The organism is Saccharopolyspora rhizosphaerae (assembly GCF_003931915.1).
Lineage (GTDB): Bacteria > Actinomycetota > Actinomycetes > Mycobacteriales > Pseudonocardiaceae > Saccharopolyspora > Saccharopolyspora rhizosphaerae.
This window is the reverse complement of record NZ_RSAA01000004.1, coordinates 290,576-305,846: the sequence shown is the minus strand read 5'-3', so window position 1 is coordinate 305,846 and position 15,271 is coordinate 290,576. Positions and strand designations below refer to the sequence as shown.

Sequence of the window (15,271 nt, the reverse complement as noted above, 5' to 3'; positions counted from 1 at the left end):
GTGAACGCGAGGAGGAGCTAGAGGATGACGAACCCGTTCGAGGACCCGGACGCGCAGTACTACGCCCTGATCAACGACCAGGACCAGTACTCGCTGTGGCCGGCCGCGATCGAGGTGCCTGCCGGGTGGACCGTCGCGCACGGTCCGGCTGACCGGCAGTCCTGCGTCGACCACATCGAGGTGCACTGGACCGACATGCGGCCGGCCCGCTGATGACGACCGCGTTGCGCCGGGTGGACCCGCGGATCGCGGTGTGCGTCTGCTACGTCGCGGCGATGTTCATGAACGGCATGGACGCCACCATCGTCAACGTGGCGCTGCCCGCGCTGGTCGAGGACTTCTCCGTGTCGGCCAGCTCGGCCTCGTCGGTCAACGTCGGCTACCTGGTCAGCCTCGCGGTCTGCATCCCGGTGTCGGGTTGGCTGGGGGACCGCTACGGCACCAAGCGCGTCTTCTTGGCCGCCTTCGGCGCGTTCGTGCTCGCCTCGGCGCTGTGCGGGGTCTCGGGTGACCTGCTGCAGCTGACGCTGGCGCGCGTCCTGCAGGGAGCTGGTGGCGGGGTGATGAGCCCGGTCGCGCTGACCCTGCTCTTCCGCGCCTACCCGTCCGCCGAACGAGTCCGGTTGTCGAAGGTCCTGCTGCTGCCCACGGCGGTGGCGCCCGCACTCGGGCCGGTGCTGGGCGGGTTCTTCGTCGAGCACCTGACCTGGCGCTGGGGCTTCTTCGTCAACCTGCCCGTCGGCATCGCCGCGCTCGTCTTCGGTGCGCTGTTGCTGCGGGAAGACGTGCAAGACCCGGACAAGCGCTTCGACCTGCGCGGGTTCGCCCTCGCCGCACCGGGTCTCGGGCTGGTGGTGTTCAGCTTGGAGGGCATCGCGAGCGGCGCGGCGGCGACGCTGAGCTGGGTGGCCGGGGTGACCGGGTTGCTGCTGCTGGGCCTGCTGGTCCGGTCCCAACTGCGCGCGGAGCACCCGGTGCTGGACCTCCGGCTGTTCGCCGACGACCACTTCCGCCGCGCCAGCCTGATCCTGTTCACCTGCCTGGTCGGCTTCCTCGGCACGCTCTACGGGTTCACGCTGATGTACCAGGTGGAGCTCGGGGCCTCGGCGTGGGAGACGGGCCTGGTGACGCTGCCGAAGGCAGCCGGGTTGATGATCGCCTCGCAGCTCGTTCCCCAGGCGCACCGCAGGTTCGGGCCGCGGCTGCTGATCGCGGGGGCGATGCTGGGCGCGGCGGTGTCGTTCGCGCTGATGAACGCCATCGGACCGCACGACGTGTGGCTGGCCGCGTTCGTCCAGCTGGCCTCCGGCTTCTTCGTCGGGGGCGCCACGGCCGAACTGCAGGTCGTCGCCTTCACCACCATCGACAAGGCCGCCACCGGCGGCGCGTCGACGTTGTTCAACGTGCAGCGGCAGGTGGGTTCGGCGCTCGGCGTGGCCATCACGGCCAGCGTCCTGGCGGCGGTCGGGCCGGGCCTGGCTTCCTACCACTGGGCGATGCTGGCCTCCGCCGGGTTCGCGCTCGTGGGCGTCCTGCTGGCGCTGCGGGTGACGGAACCCGTGGCGCGGCAACGAGAACCGGTCGCCGCGCGGCGCTGAGAGATCTGAGCCACCGAGGGGAAGACAATCCTCCACTCTATGGTTAGGCTAGCCTTATCGGTGATCGTTGGTGGAGCGGAAAGGACGCACGGTCGATGGGGACTGCGGATCGAACCCGGCGCAACCGGCCTCCGGCACGAGACCTCGAAGTGGTGCGCACCTCTGCGCTGAGCCCCTCGATGCGCCGGGTCACCCTCGGCGGCGAGGAGCTGGACGGCTTCCTCGACCAGCACACCGGACCCAACGTCAAAGTCTTCGTGCCGCGTCAGGGCCAGGAGCGTCCGGTGCTCCCGCAGCTCGACCCCGGAACCGGCCGCTACCGCTGGCCGGAGCCCGAGGTCCGGCCGACCATGCGCACCTACACCGTTCGCCGCTACGACGAGTCGCGCGGCGAGCTCGACATCGACTTCGTCATGCACGGCGAGCACGGTGTGGCCTCCAGCTGGGCCCGCCACGCCCGTCCCGGCGACCGGCTCGGCGTGATGGGGCCCGGCGGCAAGACCTGCCGCGCCGCCGACTGGTACCTGCTGGTCGGCGACGAGACCGCGCTGCCGGCGATCTCCAGCATCGTCGAAGAGCTGCCGCCCACCGCGCGCGGTCAGGTGCTCGTCGAGGTCGACACCGCCGCCGACCGGCAGCACGTGCAGTGCCCGCCGGACCTGCGGTGGACCTGGATGCACCGCGACGGCCTCGCGGCCGGGCTCTCGCGGCAACTGATCAACGCCGTGCAGGAGCTGGACGTGCCCGAGGACGTCGACGTCTCCGCCTGGGTCGCGGGCGAGTCCGGCGTCGTGCGCGGGATCCGGCGGCACCTGCGCCACGAGCGCGGCATGGACGCCCAGTCCCTGCTGGCCATCGGCTACTGGAAGTACGGGATGGCCGAGACGGAATACCACGACAAGCACAACCACGATCGGGACTGACCGACGCGGCGAAGTCCGGCCCGACCGCACGGTCCCGCCGGTACCTTCACCTGCTCGCGAGTCGGGCTCCGGCGAACCGAGGGGACGACGTGTCTGCGGCGCTGAACCAAGAGAAAGTCCACGACGTGCTGGGGATCGGTTTCGGGCCTTCCAACCTGGCGCTGGCGATCGCGCTCGAGGAGCACAACCGGAACGGTGCGGACGACCCGGTGGACGCCATCTTCTTCGAACGCCAGGCGTCGTTCGGTTGGCACCGGGGAATGCTGATCGACGGCACCACGATGCAGGTGTCCTTCCTCAAGGACCTCGTCACCACGCGCAACCCGGCCAGCGACTTCTCGTTCCTGTCCTACCTGCACGACAAGGACCGGCTGACCGACTTCATCAACCACAAGACGATGTTCCCCACCCGGGTCGAGTACCACGACTACCTGGAGTGGGCGGCCGGCCGGCTCGCCGACGTGGTGCGCTACGACTCCGAGGTCGTGGAGGTCCAGCCGGTCGAGGGGCACTTCGAGGTCGTCGTGCGGCACGGCGGTCGGCTCGCCGTGCACAAGGCGCGCAACGTCGTCCTGGCCGTGGGGCTGGAAGCCTCGCTGCCGGAGGACGCCGAGCTCGGTGAGCGGGTGTGGCACAACCTCGACCTGATGCACCGGATCCCCGAGCTGACCGAGGCGCCGAAGCGCTGCGTCGTCGTCGGCGCGGGCCAGTCGGCCGCCGAGGTCACCGACTACCTGCACCGCACCTTCGCCGACGCCGAGGTGTGCGCGGTGTTCGGGCGCTACGGCTACAGCCCGGCCGACGACAGCCCCTTCGCCAACCGGATCTTCGACCCGCGGGCCGTGGACGACTTCTACGCCTCCTCGCCCGAGGTCCGCGGCAAGCTCATGGAGTACCACCGCAACACCAACTACTCGGTGGTCGACCTGGAGCTGATCGAGGAGCTCTACGCCCGCTCCTACCAGGAGAAGGTGCGGGGCCACGAGCGGCTGCGGATCCTCAACGCGACCCGGCTCGTCGACGTCGAGACCCGTCCGGCCGGGGCGGAGGTCACCGTCGAGTTCGAGCCCACTGGCGAGCGCAGCGTCCTCGACGCCGACCTGCTCGTCTACGCCACGGGCTGCCGCCCGCGCGACCCGTACGCGCTGCTCGGCGAGCTGGCGCGGTACTGCGCGTGGGACGAGCAGGGGACCCTGCAGGTCGAGCGCGACTACCGGGTGCGCACCACGGAGGAGCTGCCCGGCGCGATCTACCTGCAGGGCGGCACCGAGCACACGCACGGCATCACCTCGTCGCTGCTGTCCAACGGCGCGGTCCGCGCGGGCGAGATCCGCGACTCCCTCCTCGCCCGCCGCAAAGCCCCCACCCGCGGCTACGCCCTCTCCCGCAGCTGACCCGCCGCACCGGAGGGGCGTGGCCCGCCTCCCGAACTTCGCGCGAACTTCGACCCCGGACGTCGAGAGTCGAACTTCGCGAGAACTTCGAATCCTCCCACCCGGGGCGGAGCTCCGATCTGGCGAAACGTGGCGCGCCGCGGGTGACCACCGCTCGTTGAGGTGATCTGGTTTCCGTCCTGGTGCGCGGGTTTCAGCCGTGGGCGAGGGGCATGTCGCGCGAGACCTGCGCACCCCGGCGTGCCGGGAGGGCGGGAACCAGATCGGGTCCAAGCCACTCGCCAGTCCGTTCTCTTCCCGCGGATGACCCGAGGCGCAGAGGGGCGTGGCCCGCCTCCCGAACTTCGCGCGAACTTCGACCCCGGACTTCACGAGTCGACTTCGCGAGAACTTGGGACCCTCCTCACCCGGGAGCTCTGCACTGGAGGAACGGGTGCGCCTTGGGGTGGCCGGACGCTCGTGGGGGGGAGGGTGTCCCTCCTCGTGGGGGGCCTGAGCCTCGGGTGAGGGGCATGTCGCGCGAGAGGTGCGTGCCCAATGGCCTGGGAGTGGAAGCTGCGAGAGGTGGGTGCCGCAGTGCGTCAGGAGGGACAGGACGCGCCCAGTGGGTCCGGAGGGTGGGGACGCGCTGCCGTGTGTCCGGAGCGTGGGAACGCGGGTGGGGTGCGTCCCCGGTGTGGTGGAGGGTGGGAACAAGGGCGTGGGGATGCGGGTTGGACAGGGCGATGAGCGCGCAGGTGAGTGAGCAGGTTCGTGGGGCGGCGCGAGGTGAGGCCTCGGTGCCGTTGTCAGTGCTCGACCTGGCCACCGTGGGGGTGGAGGACTCGGCGTCCGACGCCCTGGCGGCGACCACCGAGCTGGCCCGGCGGGTCGAGGATCTCGGGTACCACCGGATGTGGGTGGCCGAGCACCACGGCATGCCCGGCATCGCCAGCTCGTCGCCTGCCGTGGTGCTCGCGCACCTGGCTGCGCACACGCGGACGCTCCGGCTCGGTTCCGGTGGTGTGATGCTGCCCAACCACGCGCCGCTCGTGGTCGCCGAGCAGTTCGGCACCCTGCAGGCGCTGCACCCCGGACGGATCGACCTCGGCGTCGGGCGTGCGCCCGGGACAGACCAGGCGACCGCGCGGGCGCTGCGGCGGACCGAGGGTCCGCTGTCGGCGGAGGACTTCCCGCAGCAGCTGGGTGAGCTGATCGCGTTCCTCGACGACGACTTCCCGCTGGACCACCCCTACGCGGAGATCCAGTCCGTCCCGAGCGGCTCGGTGCCGCCGGTGTGGCTGCTGGGCTCCAGCGGGTTCAGCGCGCAGCTGGCCGGGGGGCTGGGGCTGCCGTTCGCCTTCGCCCACCACTTCAGCGCGCAGAACACGCTGCCGGCGCTGGAGCTCTACCGCGAGTCCTTCCAGCCCTCCGAGGTGCTCGACGAGCCGTACTCGATGATCGGTGTGCAGGCGGTGGCCGCCGACACCGACGAGGAAGCGCTCGACATCGTCCGGCCGATCGCGCTGAGCATGCTCAAGCTGCGCCAGGGCATGCCCGGCAAGCAGCCCACCCGCCAGCAGGCGCGCGAGTACCCGTACACGGAGCTCGACCAGGCCTTCATCGACCACTGGCTGGCCGACGCGGTCTACGGACCTCCGGACGCGGTCCGCGCGGGTCTGGAGGTGCTGCGCGAGCGCACGGGCGTCGACGAGCTCATGCTCACCGCGAACGTCCCGGACGCGGCGACCAAGTTGCGGTCCTTCGAGCTGATCGCGAAGTCCTACCGGATGGTCTGATCCGCCCGGTTGAGGTCGCGGGCCGCAGTCGCTCACCTGGGTGAGTGCTGCGCTTTTCGCGTCACGGAGTGTGGCTCGCCACTCTAGGCCGAGGTCGCGGACGAGTGCGAGGTGAGCGTGTCGTACGGTCTATTGACACCGGTGTTGTAGGTCCCCGGTGTGTGGGCACGACGCGGGATTGAGGGATTGGCGTGAAGCCTGGTGTGCTGATCTTCTACCGGATCATGGCGTACGTCACTGCCGTGCTGCTGATCCTGTTGTGCGCCGCCATGGTGCTCAAGTACGGCCACTTCCTCGGCCTGTGGTCCGAAGGTTCGGCGACGCAGCAGACCGGCACGACGTGGGTGACCACGATCGGTATCGCGCACGGCTGGCTCTACATGGTGTACCTGCTCGTCGCGGTGGTGGCCACGACGCAGCTGCGCGTCCCGATGGGGCGGATGCTGCTGGTGCTGCTCGCCGGGACCATCCCGTTCGGCGCGTTCTTCGCCGAGCGCAAGGTCGTGCACTGGCACGAGCTGCGGATGGCGGGCAAGCCGATCGTGCAGCCGCAGAACGCGGAGGAAACAACCGCCTCATGACCGCCATTCCCGAGTCCGTGGACCAACCGCAGCCCGCGGCGAGCAAGCCGCGCCGACGCACGGTGATCGGCGCCTACTTCGCGCTGACCAAGCCGCGCGTCATCGAGCTGCTGCTGGTCACCACCATCCCCGCCATGTTCCTCGCCGAACGGGGCATCCCCTCCCCGTGGCTGGTGATCGTGACGCTGCTCGGCGGCGCCATGTCGGCCGGCAGCGCCAACGCGCTCAACTGCGTCGCGGACTCCGACATCGACGCCGTGATGGACCGCACCAAGAAGCGCCCGCTGGTGCGCTACGAGGTGCCGCGCCGCGGCGCGCTGATCTTCGGCATCGCGCTGGGCGTGCTGTCGTTCCTCGTGCTGTGGCTCGGGGCGAACCTGCTGGCCGCCTCGCTGGCCACCTCCGCGATCCTGTTCTACGTCTTCGTCTACACGCTGGTGCTCAAGCGCCGCACCTCGCAGAACATCGTCTGGGGCGGTGCTGCGGGCTGCATGCCCGTCGTGGTCGGCTGGGCCGCCGTGACCGGCAAGGTCGAGTGGCCGGCGATCGTGATGTTCGGCGTGGTCTTCCTGTGGACGCCGCCGCACTTCTGGTCGCTGGCGATGAAGTACAAGGACGACTACGCCCGCGCGGGCGTGCCGATGCTGCCGGTGGTGGCCACCACCAAGCAGGTCTCGGCGCGCATCCTCGCCTACAGCTGGGCCACCGTCGGCTGCACGCTGCTGCTGTTCCCGGTCACCAGCTGGGTCTACATCGCGCTGGCCGGTGTGTCGGGCGTGGTCCTGCTGGTCGTCGCCCAGCGCCTGCACAACAACGCCCGCAAGGGCCTCGCGCTGCACCCGATGAAGCTGTTCCACCTGTCGAACTCGTACCTGACGCTGGTGTTCGTGGCGATCGCGGTGGACGCCGCGCTCACCCCGGTGGTCGGCTGACTCAACGCATCACGGGCAGCACCGCCGCGTCGCTGCGCCCGGTCGCCGCGTCGATGAAGGCGACCGGGTCGGCGGTCTCGGCGAGCAGGTCGACGGTCACCTTCAGCGCCCTCCCGGCCATCGGCCCCGGCATCTCGCGCTGCAGCGCGTCGCAGATGTCGAAGTAGTGCACCACGCCTTCGAGCACGAAGATCCGCAGCGCCTCGCGCGCGGGCACCACCGCGAACCCGCCGTAGTGCACCGTGCGCTCCAGGTCCGCCACCCGGAGCTCGGCGATGGCCTGCGGCCCGACGGTGCCGAACTGCTCGACCAGCTCCTCCGTGGGCGCCGCCTGCGAGCGGCTGGTCGCGGACTCCTTGAGCAGCTCCGCGGTCTGGTCGGCGAGCCCGCCGGGCTGCTGCATGAACGCCAAGAGGGCGGCGGCGTCGTCGTGGCTGACCGGAGCGTCGGGCGAGGGGGCCTCGATGCCGGCCCTGGTCGCCGACGGGAACGGGCTGACGTGGGTGTAGACGTCCTTGACGGTCCAGCTCGGCAGCCGGGTCGGACGCGCCCACTCCTGCTCGCTCAGCTCCGCGCCGAGCCGCGCCCACTCCTGCCACGTCTGCTCCAGGGCGTCGATGATCATGCTGCTCCTCCCGGTGCGGGCTCCGCTCTTCCTGCCCGTGGTACCCGTTCACCCGCGCGATGTCGGACGGCACGGATAATCTTGCCGGGTCCCGGTGGTGATCGTCAGCGGAACGGGAGCGAGGATGAGCGGAGGGATTCCGGTCGAGCCGGAACCGCCGAGTACCGACGAACCGCCCGAGGCCGCACCAGCGGCCCGCCGCTGGGTGCCGCGCGTCCTCAGCCCGGATTCGGTGGAGGTCGTCGACTCCATCGAGCTGGCCGACGAGTTCGCCCGTGCCCGGGGCGAGCAGCACGCGGGTCCAGCCGACCGCCTGGCCGCGGGTGTGATCGTGCTCGGCGAGTCGCTGGCGGCGGAGGACTGCGCGCTGGTGGCCGCCTGGTTGCGCTGCGCACCCGCCGATGTCCGCGGACCCGTGCTCTCGGCCGTGCTCGCCGCCGAGCCGCCGCGCGAGGTGCTCGCCGAACTGGCCGCCGAGCACGCCGGCCGGGCTCGCATGGCCTTGCTGCGCTGCGAGGTCGACGACGTCGTCGGCGGTGAGCAAGCGCCCTCGGCGACCCCGCTGCCGCCGCACCCGTGGGGCGAGGACGAGGCCGAGGAGGCCCGGTCGATGCTGGCCGAGGCCGCCGCCGAGGTCGACCCGCCGCGGGTGGACCTGTTGCTGCGCACCGCCACCCGGTTCGGCGTGGAGTTACCGGCGAACCGGTTCGCCGCCGAGCGCTTCGTGAGCTGGTGGGCCTCGCACCCCGAGGCCGACCTCGACCCGACCCTGTGGCCCTGCGCCGACGAGCTGCTCGCCCTGCTGCGGAGCACGCTCGTCGAGCGGCTCCAGCACTCCGACCTCGTGCTCGCCGCGATCACCGAGCACTGGTGGCCGTTGCTGAGCCACCTCGCCACCGATCCCTTCGAGCCCGTGGACGCCGCGGTCATCTCGGCCGCTGTGCGGGCCCAGGGCGACAGCCGCCGCGAGGTCGTCGACCGCTTCGCCGAGCGGCTGCGCGACCCCGACCTGCCCGACGCGCCCGAAGCCGTCCTGGACGCGCTGTTCGGCGCGGCGACGCCCACCGTCGAGGAACTGCACCGGCTGATCGGCGCGCTGCCGGCCACCGCCGTCACCGAGCCGATCGCGCACCGCGCGTTCGCCGTGCTCGGCCGGTCCAAGGTCACCGGCCGGCACCTCGACCTGCTGCGGACGCTCGGCCACCACCTCAGCGGCGAGCAGCGCGAGCTGTGGGCCGAGGACGCCCGGGTCCGCTCCTGGCGGGCCGCGTTGGGGCGCGGCGCCGCCGTCGAGTCGCTGGAGGGCGTCTCCGAGCGGGTGCTGCGGGCGCGGTTGCCCGAAGCGCTCACCGCGCTGCTGGCCGTCGACCCGCGCGCGGCCGCGCACGCGATCTTCGCCGCGGGGCAAGCGCTGCAGGGACTGCTGCTGCGCGCACTGCCCGCCGTCTGGAACGACGCGCAGGCCGAGGAGACCGGGCGGGACCGCGCCGTCGCGCTGGCGTTCGTGCTCGCCTGGTCCGACACCGCGACCGCGGACGCGCGTTCCGCCTACGACCGGGAGTTGGAGCGCTGGGTGCGCGGGGGGCGTCGGGCCGACCACCGGCGGATCAGCAAGCTGCTGCGCGGTTGCGCCCCCGACCTCGCGGCCGCGTGGCACGAGTGGCTCCAGGAGATCGTCACCACGCCGGCCGAGCCGGCCAAGGCCCGCCCGAGGTGGCGCCGGCGCCGCTGAGCGCCCGTGCGTTCGAGGCCCCCGGGCCAGGCGCGCGGTGGCCTCCGAACGTGTGAGATCCCGGGTGAACTTCAGACATTCGGCGCACCTGTGGTGTATGCCTGGTCACGGTGCCATAACGATCGATGTTTCGAGCGGGATACTCCTGTGGGTAGTCATAGCTCAGGGCGACCGCGATCCCACCGCGGGTGTCCGGGCCGAGGGAGTCCACGGGAGGTTCGCAGATGGGGGCGGCGCTGAGGGCGCATGCGGCTTGGCTGGTCAACGCGCTGAGCTTCAGTCGGAACCCGTTGCGCAGGCCGATAGATCGGCTCGCAGCCGGGCTCACGCTGCTGCTGCTCATGGCCGCGATGATCGCCGTGCCGGTGTCCGGCATGTTCGCGGGGTCCGTGCACCGGGACCTCTCCGAGCGCGCCGAGCAGGCGGTGGCGAGCAGCCGGCCGGTGAGCGCGGTGGTGGCCGAGCCGCCGTCGTTGAGCATCCCCGCCTCCGAGGTCTACAGCCAGGACGCGGTCAGCTCGACGGCTGTCGTGGAGTGGCGCCACGGCCTGCACGGGCAGAGCGCACGCGTGCAGGTGCCCTCGTCGGCGAAGGTCGGCGACCGCGTCGAGGTGTGGGTGGACCAGCAGGGCCACCGCGTCCCGCCGCCGCCCGACACCCGCTCGGTGACCGCCTCGGCGGTGTTCGCCGCCCTGTTGCTGCTGGTGGTCTTGGAGATCGGTAGCGTCACGCTGATCGGCGCGGTGCAGGTGGGCGCGCGCCGGATCGCCATGAACGCCTGGGCCCGCGAGTGGGAGCACCTGCAGCAGGGCGGGACCTGGTCGCAGCGCTGACGAGCTTGAGCCCTCGTGGCAGCACTGTTATCGAGCAGCGACGTCGGCGTAGGCGATCTTCACCCACACGGGTTAATTGTTGCCGCCGAACTTGTCAACGGGTCCCGCCGCTGTGTTTGGGTACCGGCGTGGATCTCCACAGAGGGGTGACACCTTTGACGGGCCCGTCGGTGCCGAGGCGGGCACGTCATCGCACGGACGAGGAGCTCGCCCGCTGACGATGATGAGGGGATGCGGCAATGGGGGAGAAGCAGTCGCCCGAGACCACCGAAAGCGTGCCGATCTACGAGGAACTCGCCAACGAGCTGTGCGACCCGGCCGACACCACGTGGCAGTTCTCCCCGTCGCCCTCGTTCCTGGACGAGCTGACCGAGGCGGCCGAGGACGGCGAGGAGTCCACCGCGGTCGCGAGCTGACGGGACGGCCTCATCGCTGCGTGTAGGCGGTGTCCGGGGCCGTGATGTCCATGCTCCGGGTCTCGCGGGACTGCGCGAACGCCACCAGCGAGACCAGCGCGGTGACGATCATCCACACCGCCACCGGCCAACCGGTCCCGCCGCCTTGGATGACCAGCGCCGACGCCACCAGCGGGGAGAACCCGCCCAGCGCGGCACCGATCTCGCGGGACGAGGCGAACCCGGTGTAGCGCACGCGGGCGCCGAACAGCTCGGCGTAGAACGCCGGCTGCACCGCGATCATCGGCGCCAGGCCCAGTCCGGCCGCGACCACCAGCGCCACCCAGATCAGCGCAGGTTGTGCGGTGTCGAGCAGGGCGAAGAACGGGAACGCGAACAGGCCGGTGAAGATCACGCTGAACAGGTTCAGCGGTTTGCGGCCGACGCGGTCCGACAACGCGCCGTAAACCGGTTGCAGCACGATCACCACGAAGGTCGAGGCGATGACGCCGGTCAGCCCGACCTAGCGCGGCAGTCCCAGCGCCTCCTGCACGTAGGCGACGCTGAAGGTCGCGTAGATGTAGACCACGGCGGTGTCGCAGATGTGCGCGCCGATGCCGATCAGGAAGTTGCGCGGGTAGCGGCGCATCGCTTCGGACACCGGCAACTTGATGGTGCGGCGGTCGGCCGACATGCGCTCGAACACCGGGGATTCGACGACCCGCAGCCGGACGTAGAGCGAGACCGCGATCATCACGAAGCTCAGCAGGAACGGCACCCGCCAGGCCCAGGCCTGCACGGCTTCGGTGCCCAGGCTCTCCACCAGCAGGAACGTGAGCGTGCCCAGCAGCAGGCCGATCTGCACGCCGGTCTGGGCGTAGGAGCTGAGGTAGCCGCGCCGGTTCGGCGGCGCGTGCTCGCACAACAGCGTCGAGGCGCCGCCGAACTCCGCGCCCGCGCCCAGGCCCTGGCACACCCGCAGCAGCGTGAGCAGGACCGGAGCCCACACGCCGATCGTGGCGTAGGTCGGCAGCAGACCGATCAGACCGGTCGAGACGCCCATGACCAGCGTGGTCAGCACGAGCGTGGCGCGTCGGCCGACCCGGTCCCCGAGGTGTCCGAACAGGAAGCCACCCAGCGGTCGGATGGCGAAACCGACGCCGAAGGTGGCGAAACCCGCGATGGTGCCGACCGCCGGGTCGCCGGTGGGGAAGAACAGCTTGTTGAACACCAGCGTGACGGCGAAGCCGTAGATGAAGAAGTCGTACCACTCCAGGGCCGTGCCGACCACGGAGGAGGTCACGACGCGGCGGAGTTCTCGGCGTTCGGTGGGCGGTAGCTGCTCAGAACCGATGGCGGCGCTGCTCACGTCACTCCTCGACGCGTCCGGGCGTGGAAGAACGTGCGGGCAGTGGTCCTCCCGCTTCACCCGACTGCGAGGGATGCCCGACCGCCATGTCCGGGCACTGCGCGGTGGATCGTGCCACAGGCGATGCGGAGGGGGAAGTTCCGAGTCGTCCCGGCGTCGGTTCGTGATCGGCTCGTGCTCGACCTCCGCCGGACGGCCGTCTCGACTGGGCCGATCGCGGCGTCCCCTCCGCGGCGGTGGTCGCTGGGCTGCCGGAGCCGCCCGGCGACGAGGGCTACCAAGCGGGTGCTTGCTTGGGTAGGCTTCCGCCCGGGTTCGCGACGTCGGTGTCACACCCGGGAGGACGAGATGGCCCCTGCGCAAGTCGTGGAGTCGATTCCGGCTGCGGTCCGAGGTGCGGCGCAACGCTTCGGCGAGGTCGAAGCGCTGGTGGACGGCCCGGTCCGGCTGACCTTCGGGCAGCTCGCCGAGCGGGTGCGGGAACTGGCGCGGATGTTCGTCGCCGTCGGAGTCCGGCCCGGTGACCGGGTGGCGCTGAACTCGCCGAACACCCACCACTGGGTGCTGGCGGCGCTCGGCGCCTCCTACGCCGGAGCGACGCTGGTGCCGATCAACACGCGCTTCACCGGCGTGGAGTCCGCCGAACTCCTGCACCGCAGCAAAGCCCGCGCCTTCGTGGTCGCCGACGAGTTCTTGGGCGTGGACCGGTTGGCGGACGTCCACGAGGCGGCCGGGGACGGACCGGGTGAAGTCGTCGCCGGACTGCCGGAGCTGCGCGCCGTCCTGCGCGTTCCCCTGGGCGCCGCTCCGCCGGCCGGGCCTGGCGTGCACGACTGGGACGAGATCGCTGCGCTCGCCGCGAAGGTGCCCGAGGACGAGGTCGAGCGCCGCGCCGACGCCATCGGCGCCGACGACCTCGCCGACGTGCTGTTCACCTCCGGCACCACCGGTCGCGCCAAGGGCGTGATGTCCCTGCACCGGCAAGCGCTCGGCGTCGCCGCGGCGTGGGCGGAGTGCGGCGACGTGCGCAAGGGCGACCGGTACCTGCTGGTCAACCCCTTCTCTCACAGCTTCGGCTACAAGGCCGGGATCCTCGTGTCCCTGCTGACCGGGACCACGATGGTCCCGCGCGCGATCTTCGACGCGGCCTCGACGCTGGACGTCATCGACACCGAGCGGATCTCGATCCTGGCGGCCGCGCCCACGATCTTCCAGACCCTGCTGCACGCCCCCGAGCGCGGTGGGCGGGAGCTGCCGGGCCTGCGGTTGGCGGTCACCGGTGCGGCCACCGTCCCGGTCGCGCTGGTCGAGCGCATGCGCTCCGACCTGGGCTTCGACACCGTGCTCACCGCTTACGGTCTCACCGAGGCGGTCGTGGCCACCATGTGCCGTCCCGGGGACGACGCCGAGACCGTCGCCCACACCTGCGGCCGGGCGACCGCCGGTTTCGAGGTCGTCGTCGTCGACGCGGACGGCCACGAGATGCCGCCGGGTCAGGCGGGAGAAGTCGTGCTGCGCGGCCCGAACGTGATGCGCGGCTACCTCGACGACCCGGACGCGACCGCGCACGCCCTCGACCGCGACGGCCGCCTGCACACCGGTGACATCGGCGTGCTGGACGACCGCGGTTACCTGCGCATCACCGACCGCCTCAAGGACATGTACGTCTGCGGCGGTTTCAACGTCTACCCCGCCGAGGTGGAGCAGGCGCTGGCCTACCTCGACGGGGTGCGGGACGTCGCGGTCATCGGGGTGCCGGACGAACGGCTCGGTGAGGTCGGCAAGGCCTACGTGGTCGGGGACGACTCCTTGACGGAGGAGGCGGTCCTGGCGTTCTGCAAGCAGCGGCTGGCCAACTTCAAGCTGCCGCGCTCGGTGGAGTTCGTCGGTGAACTCCCGCGCAACGCCTCGGGGAAGGTGCTCAAGCGGGTCCTCGCGGAGCGGTGAGCCGTTCCAGCAACGCGGACTTGATCGACGGCCTCGAGCCGAACAGCAGCAGGAACGTGGCTTCCCGGACCAGCCGCTGCGCGTGGTTGCCGGGGAGCACCGAGCGGCTGCCGTGGTGCACCGCGGCAGCCGAGGCCGCGCGCATCGCGAGCTCGGAGGCCTGCGCCCGCACCTCGGGCAGCTCCTCCGGGCCGGCCGCGACCAGCCTCGACCGCGTCGTGTCGAGCTCCTCGGGCAGCCCGCCCGCGTCATCGCCGAGCAACGAGATCGCCCTCCCCACCACGCCGAGGGCGAGCGCGCCGTTGAACCGCACCGAGCCGGAATCGCCTTGCAGGTACTCGGAATGCGGGACGGTGGAGGCGATCCGGTCGCGCGGCACGAAGTGCCGGTTGAACCGCAGCGTCACGGTGCCGCTGGCCCGCACGGCCATCAGGTCGAGCGGATCGGCGTGCAGCGTGTCGTTCTCCGCGACGTCGAGCATCGCGAAGACCAGCGCCTCGTCGGGGGTGCGTCCGGCGACCAGCAGCGAATCGACCATCCCCCAGCCGGTGAACCAGGGCGCGACGCCCTCCAGCAGGTAGCCGCCGACGACCGGTTCGGCGCGCAGCGGCGGCGGCCCGGGCTGCAGAGCCGATCCCAGCGCGATCCCGCCTCGGCGCTTGCCCGAGACCAGGTCGGCGAGGTACCGCTCGCGCAGGTTGCGGTTCTTGGTGCTCTCGGCAGCGGCGAGCACGCCGTGGTGCTGGATCCACACGAACGTCGTGGTCAGGCACCCGCTGGCGAGGACCTCGATGAGCCGCAGCACCGACGGCAGGTCGCCCACCTCGAGCGTGGCCATGTCCTGCGGTGCCGCGAGGCCGTAGAAGCCGTGCTCGGCGAGCAGGTCCAGGTGGCCTGCCGGGACCCGCTCCGCGGCGTCGACCTCCAGCGCGGCGGGGAAGAGCACGTCCTCGGCGATCCGCCGAGCCTCCTGCAACGCGGGCGACTCCTGACTCATCACCCCAGTTTCCCCCAACCCCGAGAACCAGCACGACGGGGCATGATCAACAGTGTTTGACCTGCAGTGACCAGGGCGCCCCGCGGTTCAACCCGCCGCGCGGAGGTGTCCGCGAGGGTCGTTCACGAACGGCGCCCGTTCTCCCGGCGGCAGTGGACGTCCACTGC

The 15,271-nt window shown here is 71.3% G+C and carries 15 protein-coding genes; 11 read left to right on the top strand and 4 right to left on the bottom strand.

Features of this window, described 5'->3' with window-relative positions; translation table 11 throughout:
* The first annotated feature begins 24 nt into the window (after nt 1–24).
* From EIL87_RS04805 to EIL87_RS04775, 7 genes are all read left to right on the top strand, one after another.
* Entirely contained in the window at nt 25–213 is a 189-nt protein-coding gene (locus tag EIL87_RS04805) for an MbtH family protein (RefSeq protein WP_125088916.1), read from the top strand.
* Nucleotides 213–1,598: an MDR family MFS transporter gene (locus tag EIL87_RS04800; RefSeq protein ID WP_125088915.1), complete on the top strand. Its 1,386-nt coding sequence runs from the start codon at nt 213–215 to the stop codon at nt 1,596–1,598. The genes EIL87_RS04805 and EIL87_RS04800 overlap by 1 nt, the downstream gene beginning before the upstream one ends.
* 95 nt (nt 1,599–1,693) lie before the next feature.
* A complete protein-coding gene (locus EIL87_RS04795) occupies nt 1,694–2,521 on the top strand; it encodes a siderophore-interacting protein (RefSeq protein ID WP_125088914.1) in 828 nt (275 codons plus the stop codon).
* An 89-nt stretch (nt 2,522–2,610) separates the two neighbouring features.
* Nucleotides 2,611–3,915 carry a lysine N(6)-hydroxylase/L-ornithine N(5)-oxygenase family protein gene (locus EIL87_RS04790; protein WP_125088913.1) on the top strand — a complete coding sequence of 435 codons (1,305 nt, stop codon included), beginning with the start codon at nt 2,611–2,613 and terminating at the stop codon, nt 3,913–3,915.
* Between the two features lie 725 nt (nt 3,916–4,640).
* The gene (locus tag EIL87_RS04785; protein ID WP_125088912.1) at nt 4,641–5,693 is read left to right on the top strand and encodes an LLM class flavin-dependent oxidoreductase; all 1,053 of its coding nucleotides are present in this window, start codon (nt 4,641–4,643) and stop codon (nt 5,691–5,693) included.
* A 191-nt stretch (nt 5,694–5,884) separates the two neighbouring features.
* Complete coding sequence (locus EIL87_RS04780) at nt 5,885–6,274, top strand: DUF3817 domain-containing protein (RefSeq protein ID WP_125088911.1); 390 nt, start codon at nt 5,885–5,887, stop codon at nt 6,272–6,274.
* On the top strand, nt 6,271–7,206 hold the full coding sequence (locus EIL87_RS04775; protein WP_125088910.1) for a heme o synthase: 936 nt from the start codon (nt 6,271–6,273) through the stop codon (nt 7,204–7,206). Before EIL87_RS04780 ends, EIL87_RS04775 begins: the two co-directional genes overlap by 4 nt.
* A 1-nt stretch (nt 7,207) precedes the next feature.
* Here the strand turns inward: EIL87_RS04775 and EIL87_RS04770 are convergent, their stop codons facing one another.
* Nucleotides 7,208–7,831 carry a maleylpyruvate isomerase N-terminal domain-containing protein gene (locus EIL87_RS04770; RefSeq protein ID WP_125088909.1) on the bottom strand — a complete coding sequence of 208 codons (624 nt, stop codon included), beginning with the start codon at nt 7,829–7,831 and terminating at the stop codon, nt 7,208–7,210.
* 124 nt (nt 7,832–7,955) lie between these two features.
* On the opposite strand from EIL87_RS04770, the gene EIL87_RS04765 reads away from it, so the two are divergent.
* The 3 genes from EIL87_RS04765 to EIL87_RS26735 all read left to right on the top strand — a co-directional run bounded on the left by EIL87_RS04765 (nt 7,956) and on the right by EIL87_RS26735 (nt 10,812).
* Nucleotides 7,956–9,563: a GTPase-associated protein 1-related protein gene (locus tag EIL87_RS04765; protein WP_125088908.1), complete on the top strand. Its 1,608-nt coding sequence runs from the start codon at nt 7,956–7,958 to the stop codon at nt 9,561–9,563.
* Nucleotides 9,564–9,787: 224 nt separating this feature from the next.
* On the top strand, nt 9,788–10,396 hold the full coding sequence (locus EIL87_RS04760) for an Rv1733c family protein (protein WP_125088907.1): 609 nt from the start codon (nt 9,788–9,790) through the stop codon (nt 10,394–10,396).
* A gap of 239 nt (nt 10,397–10,635) precedes the next feature.
* Nucleotides 10,636–10,812, top strand: coding sequence for a hypothetical protein (locus EIL87_RS26735; protein WP_158628584.1), 177 nt, complete (start codon nt 10,636–10,638; stop codon nt 10,810–10,812).
* Nucleotides 10,813–10,822: 10 nt separating this feature from the next.
* On the opposite strand, the gene EIL87_RS04755 is transcribed toward EIL87_RS26735, so the two are convergent.
* Nucleotides 10,823–11,296 carry an MFS transporter gene (locus tag EIL87_RS04755; protein WP_325049402.1) on the bottom strand — a complete coding sequence of 158 codons (474 nt, stop codon included), beginning with the start codon at nt 11,294–11,296 and terminating at the stop codon, nt 10,823–10,825.
* A gap of 18 nt (nt 11,297–11,314) precedes the next feature.
* Nucleotides 11,315–12,160, bottom strand: coding sequence for an MFS transporter (locus EIL87_RS26730; RefSeq protein ID WP_158628582.1), 846 nt, complete (start codon nt 12,158–12,160; stop codon nt 11,315–11,317).
* 348 nt (nt 12,161–12,508) lie between these two features.
* Between EIL87_RS26730 and EIL87_RS04745 the strand changes: the two genes are divergently transcribed.
* Nucleotides 12,509–14,107: a FadD3 family acyl-CoA ligase gene (locus tag EIL87_RS04745; RefSeq protein ID WP_125088904.1), complete on the top strand. Its 1,599-nt coding sequence runs from the start codon at nt 12,509–12,511 to the stop codon at nt 14,105–14,107.
* Here the strand turns inward: EIL87_RS04745 and EIL87_RS04740 are convergent.
* Nucleotides 14,082–15,104 carry an acyl-CoA dehydrogenase family protein gene (locus EIL87_RS04740; RefSeq protein WP_125088903.1) on the bottom strand — a complete coding sequence of 341 codons (1,023 nt, stop codon included), beginning with the start codon at nt 15,102–15,104 and terminating at the stop codon, nt 14,082–14,084. The genes EIL87_RS04745 and EIL87_RS04740 overlap by 26 nt on opposite strands.
* Nucleotides 15,105–15,271: the final 167 nt, after the last annotated feature.

What these genes read in the sequence shown, in the direction of transcription:
- EIL87_RS04805 (WP_125088916.1), top strand. Translation starts at nt 25, where the DNA reads ATGACGAACCCGTTCGAGGACCCGGACGCGCAGTACTACGCCCTGATC.
- EIL87_RS04800 (WP_125088915.1), top strand. Translation starts at nt 213, where the DNA reads ATGACGACCGCGTTGCGCCGGGTGGACCCGCGGATCGCGGTGTGCGTC.
- EIL87_RS04795 (WP_125088914.1), top strand. Translation starts at nt 1,694, where the DNA reads ATGGGGACTGCGGATCGAACCCGGCGCAACCGGCCTCCGGCACGAGAC.
- EIL87_RS04785 (WP_125088912.1), top strand. Translation starts at nt 4,641, where the DNA reads ATGAGCGCGCAGGTGAGTGAGCAGGTTCGTGGGGCGGCGCGAGGTGAG.
- EIL87_RS04775 (WP_125088910.1), top strand. Translation starts at nt 6,271, where the DNA reads ATGACCGCCATTCCCGAGTCCGTGGACCAACCGCAGCCCGCGGCGAGC.
- EIL87_RS04770 (WP_125088909.1), bottom strand. Translation starts at nt 7,831, where the DNA reads ATGATCATCGACGCCCTGGAGCAGACGTGGCAGGAGTGGGCGCGGCTC.
- EIL87_RS04765 (WP_125088908.1), top strand. Translation starts at nt 7,956, where the DNA reads ATGAGCGGAGGGATTCCGGTCGAGCCGGAACCGCCGAGTACCGACGAA.
- EIL87_RS04760 (WP_125088907.1), top strand. Translation starts at nt 9,788, where the DNA reads ATGGGGGCGGCGCTGAGGGCGCATGCGGCTTGGCTGGTCAACGCGCTG.
- EIL87_RS26735 (WP_158628584.1), top strand. Translation starts at nt 10,636, where the DNA reads ATGGGGGAGAAGCAGTCGCCCGAGACCACCGAAAGCGTGCCGATCTAC.
- EIL87_RS04745 (WP_125088904.1), top strand. Translation starts at nt 12,509, where the DNA reads ATGGCCCCTGCGCAAGTCGTGGAGTCGATTCCGGCTGCGGTCCGAGGT.
- EIL87_RS04740 (WP_125088903.1), bottom strand. Translation starts at nt 15,104, where the DNA reads ATGAGTCAGGAGTCGCCCGCGTTGCAGGAGGCTCGGCGGATCGCCGAG.